The 13574-nt window shown below is 57.4% G+C and carries 14 protein-coding genes; 12 read left to right on the forward strand and 2 right to left on the reverse strand.

Features of this window, described 5'->3' with window-relative positions; all coding sequences use genetic code 11:
* The first annotated feature begins 54 nt into the window (after window positions 1-54).
* From fabZ to rnhB, 4 genes are all read left to right on the forward strand, one after another.
* Window positions 55-492 (forward strand): 3-hydroxyacyl-ACP dehydratase FabZ, encoded by a 438-nt coding sequence (gene fabZ / locus AU11_RS00805; protein ID WP_043315703.1) that lies wholly within the window; start codon window positions 55-57, stop codon window positions 490-492.
* A 179-nt stretch (window positions 493-671) separates the two neighbouring features.
* On the forward strand, window positions 672-1451 hold the full coding sequence (lpxA, locus tag AU11_RS00810) for an acyl-ACP--UDP-N-acetylglucosamine O-acyltransferase (protein WP_043315706.1): 780 nt from the start codon (window positions 672-674) through the stop codon (window positions 1449-1451).
* Window positions 1452-1492: 41 nt separating this feature from the next.
* Window positions 1493-2620, forward strand: coding sequence for a lipid-A-disaccharide synthase (gene lpxB / locus AU11_RS00815; RefSeq protein WP_043315709.1), 1128 nt, complete (start codon window positions 1493-1495; stop codon window positions 2618-2620).
* 46 nt (window positions 2621-2666) lie between these two features.
* Window positions 2667-3278 carry a ribonuclease HII gene (gene rnhB, locus AU11_RS00820; protein WP_043315711.1) on the forward strand — a complete coding sequence of 204 codons (612 nt, stop codon included), beginning with the start codon at window positions 2667-2669 and terminating at the stop codon, window positions 3276-3278.
* Between the two features lie 64 nt (window positions 3279-3342).
* Here the strand turns inward: rnhB and AU11_RS00825 are convergent, their stop codons facing one another.
* Together AU11_RS00825 and AU11_RS00830 are read right to left on the reverse strand one after the other, a co-directional pair.
* Window positions 3343-4611 carry an HlyC/CorC family transporter gene (locus tag AU11_RS00825; protein ID WP_043315713.1) on the reverse strand — a complete coding sequence of 423 codons (1269 nt, stop codon included), beginning with the start codon at window positions 4609-4611 and terminating at the stop codon, window positions 3343-3345.
* Between the two features lie 104 nt (window positions 4612-4715).
* The gene (locus tag AU11_RS00830) at window positions 4716-5519 is read right to left on the reverse strand and encodes an inner membrane protein YpjD (protein ID WP_043315716.1); all 804 of its coding nucleotides are present in this window, start codon (window positions 5517-5519) and stop codon (window positions 4716-4718) included.
* Between the two features lie 176 nt (window positions 5520-5695).
* On the opposite strand from AU11_RS00830, the gene ffh reads away from it, so the two are divergent.
* The 8 genes from ffh (at window position 5696) to thrC (ending at window position 13534) form a co-directional block, all read left to right on the forward strand.
* Window positions 5696-7111, forward strand: coding sequence for a signal recognition particle protein (gene ffh, locus AU11_RS00835; RefSeq protein WP_043315719.1), 1416 nt, complete (start codon window positions 5696-5698; stop codon window positions 7109-7111).
* Between the two features lie 220 nt (window positions 7112-7331).
* Complete coding sequence (gene rpsP / locus AU11_RS00840; protein ID WP_043315722.1) at window positions 7332-7571, forward strand: 30S ribosomal protein S16; 240 nt, start codon at window positions 7332-7334, stop codon at window positions 7569-7571.
* A gap of 39 nt (window positions 7572-7610) precedes the next feature.
* On the forward strand, window positions 7611-8165 hold the full coding sequence (rimM, locus tag AU11_RS00845; RefSeq protein ID WP_043315724.1) for a ribosome maturation factor RimM: 555 nt from the start codon (window positions 7611-7613) through the stop codon (window positions 8163-8165).
* A complete protein-coding gene (gene trmD, locus AU11_RS00850) occupies window positions 8165-8944 on the forward strand; it encodes a tRNA (guanosine(37)-N1)-methyltransferase TrmD (protein WP_043315727.1) in 780 nt (259 codons plus the stop codon). The genes rimM and trmD overlap by 1 nt, the downstream gene beginning before the upstream one ends.
* 78 nt (window positions 8945-9022) lie before the next feature.
* Window positions 9023-9376, forward strand: a complete 354-nt coding sequence (gene rplS / locus AU11_RS00855) for a 50S ribosomal protein L19 (protein WP_043315728.1) — start codon at window positions 9023-9025, stop codon at window positions 9374-9376.
* Between the two features lie 309 nt (window positions 9377-9685).
* Entirely contained in the window at window positions 9686-10441 is a 756-nt protein-coding gene (locus AU11_RS00860; protein ID WP_043315730.1) for a DsbC family protein, read from the forward strand.
* 370 nt (window positions 10442-10811) lie between these two features.
* Window positions 10812-12056 (forward strand): homoserine dehydrogenase, encoded by a 1245-nt coding sequence (locus AU11_RS00865; RefSeq protein WP_369797797.1) that lies wholly within the window; start codon window positions 10812-10814, stop codon window positions 12054-12056.
* Between the two features lie 86 nt (window positions 12057-12142).
* Window positions 12143-13534 carry a threonine synthase gene (gene thrC, locus AU11_RS00870; protein ID WP_043315732.1) on the forward strand — a complete coding sequence of 464 codons (1392 nt, stop codon included), beginning with the start codon at window positions 12143-12145 and terminating at the stop codon, window positions 13532-13534.
* Window positions 13535-13574: the final 40 nt, after the last annotated feature.

The following is a 13574-nucleotide window of genomic DNA, read 5'->3' on the forward strand; positions in this document are numbered from 1 at the left end:
ATCGAAAGTTCGGGGCGTTCAACGCCCCGAAGTGGTTTCTGGGGACAAATCGTCATGATGGACGTACAGGAAATTCGTCAATACCTTCCACACCGCTATCCTTTCCTTTTGGTGGATCGGGTGGTTGAGCTGGAAGAGGGCAAATCGATCAGGGGTTACAAGAATATCTCGATCAATGAAGAGGTGTTCAATGGCCACTTTCCCGAAGTGCCGATCTTTCCGGGTGTAATGATCGTGGAGGCCCTGGCGCAGGTGTCGGGCATTCTTGGATTCAAGACGCTGGGACAAAAGCCGGAAGACGGGTACCTGTATTTGTTTGCGGGTATCGACAATGTGCGCTTCAAGCGTCAGGTAGTTCCCGGTGATTGCCTGCAATTGGAATCCGAAGTTGTTTCGGAGCGTCGAGGCATCTGGAAGTTTGCCGGAAAGGCAACCGTAGATGGGAGTCTGGCCGCTTCTGCTGACATCCTGTGTGCGGTCAAGAAAATCTAAGACCGGTTGCGTGCCGGTTGCATGGTCTGATGGGGCCCATCCTCCTGTCAGTGTGACCAAATTGTTTTTTATATTCGCGATTCGCGGGTAAAGTATTGTCGTCGTTTCTGGCGCCATGGCGAGGAGGTACCTCGCTGATAGCCGATCAACCATCGAGCCGGTGAGGAGATAGCCACAGCATGCAGACCAGTATTCATCCGACCGCGATTGTCGACGATTCGGCAGTTATCGGTGATGGGGTGCAGATTGGCCCGTACAGTATTGTGGGGCCTGGTGTGGAAATTGGCGATGGGTGCCAGATCGCGTCTCATGTGGTGCTGAGTGGGCCAACCAAGCTCGGCAAGAACAATCATATCTATCAGTTCGCAACCGTTGGTCAGGATACCCCGGATAAAAAATATCAGGGGGAGCCCACCACGCTGGTGATTGGTGATGACAATGTGATCCGTGAAGGGGTCACCATTCACCGCGGCACCGTCCAGGACCGGGGCGAGACGACCATCGGCAACGATAATCTGCTGATGGCGTATGCCCATATCGGTCATGACAGTGTCATTGGTAATCACACCATTCTCGTCAATAACGTCGCTCTGGCGGGCCACGTCTACGTGCGCGACTGGGCAATACTCAGCGGGTACACCCTGGTGCATCAGCACTGCACGATTGGCGAGCACGCCTTTACCGGTATGGGGGCGGGGATCGGCAAGGATGTCCCTGCCTATGTGATGGTGGCGGGTAATCCGGCGGAAGCCAAAACCATCAATGCGGAAGGGCTGCGCCGTCGGGGTTTTTCTCGCGAGGAAATTTCCCTGATCAACAAGGCTTACAAAATTGTGTATCGCCGCGGATTGACCGCGGATGAAGCGCTGGAGTCCCTGGCACAATTGCGACAGGAGTCCGAGGTCATCCAGCCGTGGATTGATTCGCTGCAAAACTCGACACGCGGAATCGTGCGTTGAGCGGTACTTCACTGGATTCAAACCGGACCATACGGGTAGGCATGTTGGCCGGCGAGGCCTCTGGTGACATCCTGGGTGCCGGACTGATTGAGGCCCTGCAACAGCGATTTCGCACCGTTGAGGTGGTTGGTATCGCCGGGTCTCGTATGCTTGCCCTGGGTGCGGAATCGCTATTCCCCATGGAGCGCCTTTCCGTCATGGGGCTGGTCGAGCCGCTGAAGCGATTACCTGAACTGCTGAAAATTCGTCGCACTCTGCGCGAACATTTTATTGCCAATCCGCCAGATGTTTTTATCGGCATAGACTCCCCCGACTTTAATCTTGGTTTGGAAGAGGCGCTGCGCTCTGCGGGAATTCCTACGGTGCACTATGTGAGCCCTTCGGTCTGGGCTTGGCGCCGCGGGCGAATCAAGAAGATTGCCCGGGCGGTGGACCATATGCTGACGCTGTTGCCGTTCGAGGCCGATTTTTATCGCGAGCACCAGGTGCCGGTGACCTTTGTCGGCCATCCATTGGCCGATGAAATTCCGCTGGATGTGGACGTCGCAGGTGCTCGCCGTGCCCTGGGATTGACTCAGCAGGATGAGGTTATCGCGCTCTTGCCCGGTAGTCGTGGTGGGGAGGTGCGCTTGCTGGGGCCCTTGTTCATGCAGGCGGCACTCTGGTGTCAGCAGCGGCGGCCGGGGCTCAAGTTTGTCCTTCCGGCGGCGAGCCCCGAGCGTCGGGATCAACTGGAGCAGCAGCTCGCTCAGACACCAGCCCTGCAAGAGCTGTCGCTGACCATTCTGGATGGGAACTCCCAGCAAGCCCTGGCAGCGGCGGATGCGGTGTTGATTGCCTCCGGGACTGCCACGCTGGAAACCATGTTGATGAACAAGCCCATGGTCGTGGCGTACAAAATGGCGGCACTTTCCTATGCTATTTTCTCGCGCATGCTGCACACACCCTGGGTTTCTCTACCCAACCTGCTCGCCCAAAAAGAGCTGGTGCCGGAAATTCTTCAGGACGATGCAACCCCCGAAACGCTCGGTGCGGCGCTGCTGAATTACTTCCACGATCCGCTGCTGGGAGACCAATTGCGTCGTGAGTTCAGCGAGATGCACCAGGAGCTGCGCCGCAACGCTTCAGACAAGGCCGCAGACGCAGTGTGCGCGCTGCTGTCCAGGTAGCCCGACTCCCAGCCTCTACCACCTATCAATTGATCTTTTATCTGATATGCCAAAGTCGTCATTGCCTCCCTATATCTGTTCTTATACCGGGTCATTGCTGGCGGGGGTTGATGAAGTGGGCCGCGGTCCTCTTGCTGGCGATGTGGTTGCCTCCGCGGTAATTCTCGACCCGGGTAGCCCGATTGAAGGTTTGGCGGATTCGAAAAAGCTCAGTGAAAAAAAACGCGAAATCCTGTTTGATGAGATTCGGGCAAAAGCATTGAGTTTTGCTATTGCTCGGGCCACGGTTGAGGAGATTGATCAGCTCAATATTCTTCATGCGAGCCTGCTGGCGATGAAGCGGGCGGTAGAGCAGCTATCGGTGCAGCCGGAGTTTGTGCTTGTGGATGGCAATCGCAAGCCCCAGTGGCGGTACGAATGCGATACGGTGGTGAAAGGTGATGATCGGGTCGCCGCCATCGCGGCGGCCTCCATTCTGGCGAAGGTCACTCGGGATCGGGAAATGGTCGCGTTGGATGCTGTCTATCCGGGCTATGGCTTGGCGGGACATAAAGGGTATCCCACCAGGGCGCATATGGATGCGCTTGAGCGTTTGGGGGCGACCCCAGTACACCGCAAGAGCTTCGCACCAGTAAAGCGGCAGCTGGCGCTGATCTAGAGCGCTACGTGGTGTTGGCGGCTCGTGGAAGCAGTTGGCAGCTGTCCGCACGGACCACCACGGTTTAACCTGCTTTTTTCACGCGGGCGCTGGTAATCATCTTGTCTGAGACTTCCACAATCTCGATCAGGTAGTCCTGGATATACAGGCTGATATTACCCTCCGGGATGCTTTCCAGGTGTTCCATGATCAGCCCGTTAAATGTTTTCGGGCCATCGGTGGGCAGGTCCCAGTGCAGGGTGCGGTTGATCTCGCGAATGGAAGTGCCACCGTCAACCAGATACCAGCCGTTGTCCTGCTCGATGATTTCTTCATCGTCACTGGGTACCGGGCTTGCGGTAAAGTCGCCGACAATTTCTTCCAGCAGATCTTCCAGGGTCACAATCCCCATCACCTCGCCGTACTCGTCCACCACCAGTCCCATGCGCCGTTTCTTCTGTTGAAAATTCATCAGCAGGGTAGGCAAGGGTGTGGCTTCCGGGACGAAGTAGGGTTCGTTCAGGTGTGATTTCAGGGTTTCGGCGGTCAGTGTATCGGGTCCGTCGCGCAGGATTTGTGCGGCGCGGCGCAGGTGTAATATACCGACGACGTGGTTGATGTCCCCGCGGTAGACCGGCAGCCGGGTGTAGCTGCTTTCTGCCAATTGCTGCAGAATCGCCTCGGCACTGTTGTCCAGGTCTACGCCGATGACCTCGTTGCGCGGAATCATGATGTCTTCCACTGTGGCCTGGTCCAGGTCCAGTACGTTCAGCAGCATCCCTTTGTGCTTGGTCGGCAGCAGGGCACCGGATTCAAAAACAACGGAGCGCAGCTCTTCCGGAGCCAGATGCTCCGCTTCAGCTTCCTTGTCTGCCTGTACTCCGACGAGTCGCGCCAGGCCGTTGGAGATACCCCCGATCAGTCGCACAAAGGGGGTAAGTAGCCACAGTAAGGGGCGCAGTACCACACTGGCGGGAAAGGCGATTTTTTCCGGGTGCAGTGCGGCGATGGTTTTTGGGGTGATTTCCGCAAAAATCAGTACAACAAGCGTGAGTGCCGCGGTGGCGTACCACACTCCAGCCTCACCATAGAGTCGGGTGAACACCGCTCCGGCAATCACCGAGGCCAGGATGTTGACAATGTTATTACCAATCAGGATGACGCCGATCAGTTTGTCTGGGCGCGCAAGCAGCTCCATGGCCCGCTTGGCACCGCGGTGGCCGGTTTTGGCCTGGTGGCGCAGGCGATAGCGGTTCAGCGCCATCATGCTGGTTTCGGAGCTGGAGAAAAACGCAGAAATAACTATCAGCAGGCCTATCAACGCAAATAGCAGGCCGGGAGGCAGATCGTTCAAGGGAGAGCTCTTTCTATTTGGATAGGGCGATATTGGATCAGAACGGCTGAGCTCGCAACTTTCGTGATTTGGCTGCGGCCCAGCGGTGCATTGATACGCGCGTGCTACTGTTTGGGAAAGATGACTTCCAAAGCCAGCTTACTGCCAAAAAAAGCCAGCATCAGAATGGCGAAGGCGGATAGTGTCCAGCGTACGGCGGTATTGCCGCGCCAGCCTTTTTTCCAGTGTCCCCAAAGCAGAATGGTGTACAGAACCCAGGCCAGAAACGACAGTGCAGTTTTGTGAACCAGATGCTGCCCAAAAAGGTCATCGATGAACAGAGTGCCGGTAACAAGTGCAGCAGTGAGCAACAGCTGGCCAAAGGCCACCAGGCCAAACAGCAGGCTTTCCATGGTTTGCAGCGGCGGAAGCAATCGGCTGATGCCACCAGGTCGGTGGTTGTGCAACTGTTGGTTGAGCCAGTACAGATAGATGGCCTGCAACGTGGCCAGAGTCAGAAGCGAATAGGCCGCAATGGATAAAAACGCGTGTGCGGCGATGCCCGGGGATATCTGGTCGCGCGGTGTGGCGCCGCCCCAGGCGTGTATCGCCCCCAGCTCTGCCAGCGCGGCCAGAGGGGCCATGACGAGAATCAGCAGCGTCAGCCGGTGTCGCAGTGACAGGCAGAGTAAAAGCAGGCCGACGGACCAGGTAATCAGTGACATGACCGCAAGCAGGTCGAAGCGGAAGCCGCCTGCGGTGATTAGGGTGAATTTCAGGGAGATAGCGTGGGCCGCCAGGGCGCAGGCAAACAGGGCCAGCAGCAGTGGTTGTCTGTTGGACTGCGATTGGCGCGACAGGGTAGCCGCCGCTACACCTGTGCTAGCGATATACAGTGCGATAGCCATCCAGTGGGCGAATGCCGCCATTGGGGTGTGTCCGTCTTACAGTTTCATTATTCATCCGGGCGGGCAGTGTGTCACAGCGCGCCTGTGCTGGAAAGCCCGGCTGGGCTATACTGCCGCGTTTTTGGGGGCGGGCACCACAGTGGGTGTGGATAGGGCTCGAATTCCCCAGCCCGGCTTTTACGATTTGAGAAGGTGATATGTTCGATAACCTGAGCGACCGATTATCGTCGGCACTGAAGAAAGTCACAGGTAAAGCCCGCCTGACAGATGACAATATCCGCGACACCCTGCGCGAAGTGCGCAAAGCGCTGCTCGAGGCAGACGTGGCGCTGCCCGTGGTCAAAGCCTTTGTGCAGCAGGTACGCACCGCCGCGGTGGGGCAGAAGGTCAGCAAGGCGCTCAACCCCGGTCAGCAGTTTGTCAAAATCGTACAGGATGAACTGGTCAAGGTAATGGGAGAGGCGGCTACGCCGCTAAACCTGGCGGTGCAGCCGCCGGCAGTGATCCTGATGGCTGGCCTGCAGGGTGCGGGTAAGACGACCAGCGTGGCCAAGCTCGCCAAGTATCTGCAGGAGCGGGAAAAGAAAAAAGTGATGGTGGTCAGTGCGGACGTGTATCGCCCTGCGGCCATCAAGCAGCTGGAAACCCTCGCCGGTGAGGTGGGTGCACTGTTCCAGCCGTCAGAGGCGGACCAGAAGCCGGTGGAGATCGCCCGCCAGGCGGTGGACGCGGCACGCAAACAATTTGCTGATGTGCTGATCGTGGATACCGCCGGTCGTTTGCATGTGGACGAGGAGCTGATGGGGGAGATTCGTGAGCTGCACGAGTTCCTCGAGCCCGCAGAAACCCTCTTCGTGATCGATGCCATGATCGGTCAGGATGCGGTGAATACCGCCAGTGCCTTTAATGATGCCTTGCCGCTGACCGGCGTGGTATTGACCAAGGCCGATGGTGATGCCCGTGGTGGTGCCGCGCTGTCGGTGCGTCATGTGACCGGCAAACCCATCAAGTTTATCGGTGTCGGGGAGAAGACCGACGCTCTGGAAACCTTCCATCCGGACCGTATTGCTTCCCGAATTCTCGGTATGGGGGACATCCTGTCCCTGATCGAGCAGGCCGAGCAGACCATCGATAAGTCGAAGGCCGAAAAGCTCGTCAAGAAGGTACAGAAGGGCAAGGGTTTTGACCTGGAAGATCTGCGCGACCAGCTGCAACAGATGCAGAACATGGGCGGTCTTGGTGCGCTGATGGACAAGATGCCGGGTATGGGCGGTCTGGCCCAGGCGGCACAGCAGGCGGATATGGGTAAGGAGTTCCGCCGTATGGATGCGATTATCAGCTCCATGACGCCGGATGAGCGCCGCAATCCCGATATTCTCAGCGGTTCCCGCAAACGTCGGATTACCGCAGGCTCTGGCACCCAGATTCAGGATCTGAATCGTCTTCTCAAGCAGCACAAGCAGATGGGCAAAATGATGAAGAAGCTCAAGGGCGGTGGTATGAGCAAGATGATGCGCGGCCTTGGCGGCCTGCCCGGAATGGGTGGTGGTATGGGTGGTGCTGGTATGGGTGGGATGCCCGGTGGCCTGCCTCCCGGCTTCAAGAAGAAGTAAGTGGAGCGGGTGCGTTGCATCTGCTCGCTGGCGGCGGATTCGCCGCTATACAAACCCGGTTGCGTGCATTAGAATACGCCGCCTTTCAGCGAGCTCCGGCTCGTTGAACATTGATTTAAAAGCAGATTTCCGCCTCGGCGGTGTCTGAAATACCGCCGAGAGGCGGGATGTTCCGGTCATAATCCCTGACCGGTTAGTGTTGAAACTACAGGATAGCTACATGGTAACCATTCGTTTGGCTCGTGGCGGTGCGAAGAAGCGCCCGTTTTATCACCTGACTGTGACCGACAGCCGCAAATCCCGCGACGGTCGTTTCATTGAGCGTGTTGGCTTCTTCAACCCGGTTGCACGTGGTCAGGAAGAGCGTCTGCGCATCGACCGTGATCGCGTTGAGTTCTGGGTAGGCCAGGGCGCGCAACTGTCTGATCGCGTCAGCAAGCTGATGAAAGAATCTGCCTGATTCTTCGATCCCTGATTGGCTGTATTCCGGGGTGTCCCTGTGACTGAAAGTTCGGTAACTAGCGAAGCGTTGGTCACGGTAGGGCGCATTACCTCGGTGTATGGCGTACGCGGTTGGGTCAAGGTGCATTCCTATACCGAACCGATGGAAAACATACTGCAGTACTCCCAGTGGTGGCTGCACAATCCCGCCGCTAAGGGTGATTCCCAGTGGCAGCCCCTGGAGATTGATGCTGGTAAGCATCACGGCAAGGGCTTGATCATTCATATCAAGGATGTGGACGATCGGGATATCGCCGCGCAGCTTTGCCAGCGGGACATCGCCGTTATCGGTGGTGAAATGCCCCAGCTGGAAGAGGGTGAGTACTACTGGCATCAGCTGCAGGGCCTGCAGGTGGTGAGTGTGTTTGAAGGTCGTGAGACTCCCTTCGGGGAAGTGGTGCGACTGATGGAAACCGGTGCCAACGATGTGATGGTGGTGCGTGGGGGGAGCGACGGGCGTGAGCGCCTGATTCCGTACCTTCCCGGTGAATTCATCACCAATGTAGATCTCACTACTGGTGTGATCACGGTCGATTGGGATCCGGAGTTCTGATGGCTGCCAAGCGCATTGCGCTGGTGAGCATCTTTCCAGAGATGTTCGCGGCACTGACCGACTACGGTATCAGTGGCCGGGCAGTGAAAGACGGTTTGCTGGAAGTGCGCTGCTGGAATCCTCGGGATTTCACCAGTGACCGCCACCGCACCGTGGACGACCGCCCTTACGGCGGTGGCCCCGGCATGGTGATGCTGGCAGAGCCTCTTTCCCAGGCCTTGAGTGAGGCGCGTAACTGGGCAGAAGAAACCGGCCCCGCAAGATCTATCTACCTGTCCCCTCAGGGGCGGCAGTTGGATCAGCAGGGCGTTGAGCAGCTCTCCGGCAGTGGCAATCTGGTATTGCTGGCGGGCCGTTATGAGGGGATTGACGAGCGTATCGTCGATACCCTGATCGATGAAGAGTGGTCGATAGGCGATTACGTACTGAGTGGTGGTGAACTTGCTGCCATGGTACTGGTGGATGCGGTGACCCGTCTGATCCCCGGTGCACTCGGACACAACCTGTCTGCGGTGGAGGACTCCTTCGCCCAGGGACTGTTGGATTGCCCGCACTACACTCGCCCGGAAGAATTTGCGGGCATGACGGTGCCGGAGGTATTGCTTTCCGGTAACCACGAGAAGATTCGCCGCTGGCGCCTCAAGCAGGCCCTGGGCCGGACGCAGCAGCGCCGCCCGGATCTGCTGGAATCGCTAGCGCTGTCCTCGGAGCAGACGAAACTGTTGGACGAGTTCCTTCGGGAAACTGGACAGGAGTCTGGATCCGGCGAACAGAAATAACGTCGAATTCGCCGTGAGGCGAGAGTAATTCGGCCATCTAGCCGAGAGGCTACATAAAACCCTTTTGGAGAACTCCAAATGACCAACAAAATCATTCAGCAGCTGGAAACTGAACAGCTGAAAGCGGAACTGCCGGCCTTTGCTCCGGGCGACACCATCGTTGTTCAGGTAAAAGTAAAAGAAGGTAACCGCGAGCGTCTGCAGGCGTTTGAAGGTGTTGTAATTGGCAAGCGTAACCGCGGCCTGAACTCCTCCTTCACCGTGCGCAAAATCTCTCACGGCGTTGGTGTTGAGCGTACTTTCCAGACTCACAGTCCGCTGGTTGACAGCATCACTGTGAAACGTCGCGGTGACGTTCGTCAGGCCAAGCTGTACTACCTGCGCAGCCTGACTGGTAAAGCGGCACGAATCAAAGAAAAGCTGGCCAAGTAAGCTTTTATTGATCGAGAAAACCGGAGCCTGGCTCCGGTTTTTTTATGCCTGTGGTTTGGAGGAGGGGGCTCTGAGACGTCTTATTGATGGTGGCTGGTTCGGCCAGTCTCGGATCACCCGGGCTTTTTATGGGTGATGCAGGTTAGCGTTTACGATGATTGTGTAGTAAAACGCGTCAAACGTGCGCCAATGCCATCCCGTGGATACGGTCGGATGCCATACTGGGCTGGAACCGGCACCCGCGGGTAGGGTCTGAGTATCGACTTTCACGGGTCAACAGTGACGAATAACACCGGAGTAACTCCCAAAATGAATTTTCTAGCCAAGCCACTCAAGCCTCTCGCCGCATTGGTGGCCACCACTGCGCTGTTGCTGGGGCAGTCCGCCGTAGCCGTCGACGACAATGTGGCGAAGCAGATCAAGGCCAAGCTGGCGGCGGGAAACCCCAATGCCAGTTTTGGTGAGGTTCGCGAAAGCGCCATGCCTGGTATCTACGAGGTGGATATCAATGGCGGTAACGTGTTGTTTGTGTCCAAAGACGGTGGGCACTTTATTGCCGGCGACCTGTTCGAGGTGACTCCACAGCGCGTGGTAAATCTGTCCGAGCAACGCCGCGGCAAGAGTCGCGCGAAAGTGATGAGCGAGCAGAGCCTGGACGACATGATTGTCTTCTCGCCAAAGGGAGAGACCAAAGCGCACGTCTACGTGTTCACCGATGTGGACTGTGGTTACTGCCGCAAATTGCACGATGACGTGCCTGAGCTGAATCGTCGCGGTATTGAGGTGCGCTATCTCGCCTTCCCGCGGGCAGGTCTCAATTCTGTGGGGTATCGCAAGGTCGCTACCGCCTGGTGTGCGGATGATCCCAACAAGACCCTGACTGACCTGAAGAACCGCAAGAACGTGCCCCTTAAGGTGTGCAAAGACAATCCAGTCGCGGCCCAGTACAAGCTGGGTAATGAAGCAATTGATGTGCGCGGAACGCCTACGATAGTGATGCAGGATGGCACCGTGGTGCCCGGCTATCTGCCGCCGGATACCCTTGTCAAGGCGCTGGGTATCTGATCCGGAATTATTGTCCGGTTTGCGATGAACGAGGGTCGGCTTTGCCGGCCCTTGTTGTTTCTGGCAGTGTTGTCGAGGGTATTTGGGCGGGATTGGATTAATGCCTGGCCGGTTTGATGAACTTATGACCGGCCTGCGCAATTTAATTGACTTTTTCCCCCGTATCTCAGTAAGGTTGTCGACCTTTTTTCGATTTTTACGCCAGTTATTGCGCTGTGTACCATCAAGTCATGCGCGGAGGGAAGTTGTGAGCGCATTCGCCGACGAAGCCACTCAGGTCTCAGAAAAGTTATCAGTAGCAGGCCGTTCGCCTGCCGTACGTATCGGCATTTGCGGTCTCGGGACCGTAGGTGGCGGTACGGTCAATGTAATGGCGCGCAACTGCGAAGAGATCGCTGCGCGCTGTGGCCGCCCGGTCGAAATCGTCCAGGTCGGTGCCCGTCGGGACAACCCCGATTGCGACACCAGTCAGATGACTATCACCCGCGATATTTTTGATGTCGCTAATAATCCCGACGTAGACGTGCTGGTGGAACTGATTGGCGGTACCACTGTGGCCCGCGAACTGGTTCTGACCGCCATTGCCAATGGCAAGCACGTAGTGACCGCCAACAAGGCGCTGATCGCCGAGCACGGCAACGAACTGTTTGCGGCCGCGGCGGAGCGGGGCGTGACCATTGCCTATGAAGCCGCCGTTGCGGGCGGTATCCCCATTATCAAATCTCTGCGCGAAGGCCTGGTCGGCAATCGCATTCAGTGGTTGGCCGGTATCATCAACGGAACCGGCAACTATATCCTCACCGAGATGCGTGAGAAGGGCCGCAGCTTTGACGAAGCTCTGGCCCAGGCCCAGGCGCTGGGTTATGCAGAAGCAGATCCCACATTCGACGTGGAAGGTATCGATGCGGCCCACAAGCTGGTGATCATGGCGTCCCTGGCGTTTGGTATGCCGTTGGCGTTCGACAAGGTATATACCGAAGGCATCAGCGGTGTGGCCAAGGAAGACATCCAGTATGCGGATGAGCTGGGCTACCGTATCAAACATCTGGGCATTGCCCGCCGTACCAGCGATGGGGTGGAACTGCGGGTACACCCGACCCTGATTCCCCAGCGTCGCCTGATTGCCAATGTGAACGGCGTGATGAACGCGGTACTGGTTAATGGGGATGCCGTGGGTCCGACCCTCTATTACGGTGCTGGTGCCGGTGCCGAGGCTACCGCCTCTGCGGTCATTGCGGATATCGTCGATGTGGCGCGTACTCTGAACGTGCGTCCGGACCAGCGTGTACCGCTGGCGGGCGTCACTCAGGACAGCCAGGGTAACCTGGACGATGTCCTGCCCATGAGCGACGCGGAAACCAGCTACTACATGCGTATTTCGGCGTTCGACAAACCCGGCGTCATGTCCAAGGTGGCGACCATCTGCAGTGAGCAGGGCATCAGCATCGAGGCATTGATTCAGCACGAGCCGGCGGAAGACGAGGAGCTGGTGCCTGTGGTTCTGCTCACCAGCCGTGCCCGCGAGGCACAGTTGCAGGAAGCGGTAAATCAGATCGAAGCCCTGGATAGCATTCAGGGGCCGGTAGTACGTATTCGCGTCGAATCGCTCGGCTGATCGCATCCTGCGGGACAACCTTTAAGCTGGCGAGCGATCCCCGCTCGCCAGATTTCAATTCATTAATTGCGCTATATCGAATTACCGTGAAATTTATCAGCACCCGCGGCCGCGCGCCGTCTTTGAGTTTTGCCGACACCGTTCTTACCGGACTTGCCAGTGACGGTGGCCTGTACGTACCGGAAAAATTGCCCACTTTTACCCGCGAAGAAATCGCGGATATGGCTGGCCTGAGTTATCAGGAGCTGGCCTTTCGTATTATGTGGCCGTTTGTCTCGGAGGATCTGAGTGAAGACGAAATGCGCGGGATCATTGATCGTGCTTACGGCAGCTTCCGTCACAGCGCCATCGCACCGCTGGTGCAGACCGGTCACAACGAGTGGGTGTTGGAGCTGTTTCAGGGGCCAACCCTGGCGTTCAAGGATTTTGCTCTGCAGTTCCTTGGCCAGCTGTTCGATCTGCTGCTGAAAAAACGCGGTGAAAAAGTGGTGGTACTGGGTGCAACCTCTGGCGATACCGGCTCTGCCGCCATCGAGGGGTGCCGCCACTGCGACAATATCGATATTTTCATCATGCACCCGCACAACCGCGTATCGGAAGTGCAGCGCAAGCAGATGACCTCGGTACTGTCGGACAACGTATTCAATATCGCCCTGGAAGGTAATTTCGACGATTGCCAGAATATGGTGAAGGCGAGCTTCGCTGACCAGTCGTTTCTGCCCGATGGTCGCCGCCTGGTCGCGGTGAACTCCATCAACTGGGCGCGGATCATGGCCCAGATCGTCTACTACTTCCATGCCTCCCTGAGCCTGGGCGGCCCGCATCGAGCGGTGAATTTCTCCGTGCCCACGGGGAATTTCGGCGATATTTTTGCCGGTTACCTGGCGAAGAGTATGGGGTTGCCGATCAATCAACTGGTGATCGCCACCAACGCCAACGATATTCTGCACCGTTGTATCAGTGCCAACGACCACTCCCCCAAGCCTTTGGTGCACAGCCTGTCGCCGAGTATGGACATCATGGTATCCAGCAACTTCGAACGCCTGCTGTTTGATCTGTATGATCGCGACGGCGCAGCGGTCTCGGATCTGCTGGCGGACCGCAGTGCGCCGCTGAAGCTGGATGAAAAGGTGCTGGAAAAAGCGCGTACCCTGTTCGCCTCCGAGCGTGTCGGTGACGAGCGCACCGTGGAAGTGATCCGCGATGTGTACGAGTCCACGGAGTACCTGCTTGATCCCCATACCGCCATTGGTGTGGAAGCGGCGCGCCGCGCGCGCAAGTCCAGTGCCGAGCCCATGGTCTGTCTGGCCACCGCGCACCCGGCCAAATTCAGTGAGGCCGTCGACAAGGCACTGCCTGGCACCAAGGTGCCGTTGCCGCACCATATGGAGGATCTGCTGGAGCGGGAGGAGCGGTTACAAGTCCTGCCAAACGAGCTTTCTGCGGTACACGATTTTATCGCGCACGCCCTGGGTTAACCTTGGCATCGCTGTCCGGGTAGAATGTTGGGAAAGCCGG

Source organism: Microbulbifer sp. HZ11 (genome assembly GCF_000708675.1).
Classification (GTDB): Bacteria; Pseudomonadota; Gammaproteobacteria; order Pseudomonadales; family Cellvibrionaceae; genus Microbulbifer.

Bases quoted from the DNA above. Each gene is read 5' to 3' on its own strand.
- AU11_RS00865 (WP_369797797.1), top strand. From the start codon at position 10,812: ATGGCGCGCAACTGCGAAGAGATCGCTGCGCGCTGTGGCCGCCCGGTC.
- lpxA (WP_043315706.1), top strand. From the start codon at position 672: ATGCAGACCAGTATTCATCCGACCGCGATTGTCGACGATTCGGCAGTT.
- fabZ (WP_043315703.1), top strand. From the start codon at position 55: ATGATGGACGTACAGGAAATTCGTCAATACCTTCCACACCGCTATCCT.
- trmD (WP_043315727.1), top strand. From the start codon at position 8,165: ATGGCTGCCAAGCGCATTGCGCTGGTGAGCATCTTTCCAGAGATGTTC.
- ffh (WP_043315719.1), top strand. From the start codon at position 5,696: ATGTTCGATAACCTGAGCGACCGATTATCGTCGGCACTGAAGAAAGTC.
- rpsP (WP_043315722.1), top strand. From the start codon at position 7,332: ATGGTAACCATTCGTTTGGCTCGTGGCGGTGCGAAGAAGCGCCCGTTT.
- rplS (WP_043315728.1), top strand. From the start codon at position 9,023: ATGACCAACAAAATCATTCAGCAGCTGGAAACTGAACAGCTGAAAGCG.
- lpxB (WP_043315709.1), top strand. From the start codon at position 1,493: ATGTTGGCCGGCGAGGCCTCTGGTGACATCCTGGGTGCCGGACTGATT.
- AU11_RS00830 (WP_043315716.1), bottom strand. From the start codon at position 5,519: ATGGCGGCATTCGCCCACTGGATGGCTATCGCACTGTATATCGCTAGC.
- rnhB (WP_043315711.1), top strand. From the start codon at position 2,667: ATGCCAAAGTCGTCATTGCCTCCCTATATCTGTTCTTATACCGGGTCA.
- AU11_RS00860 (WP_043315730.1), top strand. From the start codon at position 9,686: ATGAATTTTCTAGCCAAGCCACTCAAGCCTCTCGCCGCATTGGTGGCC.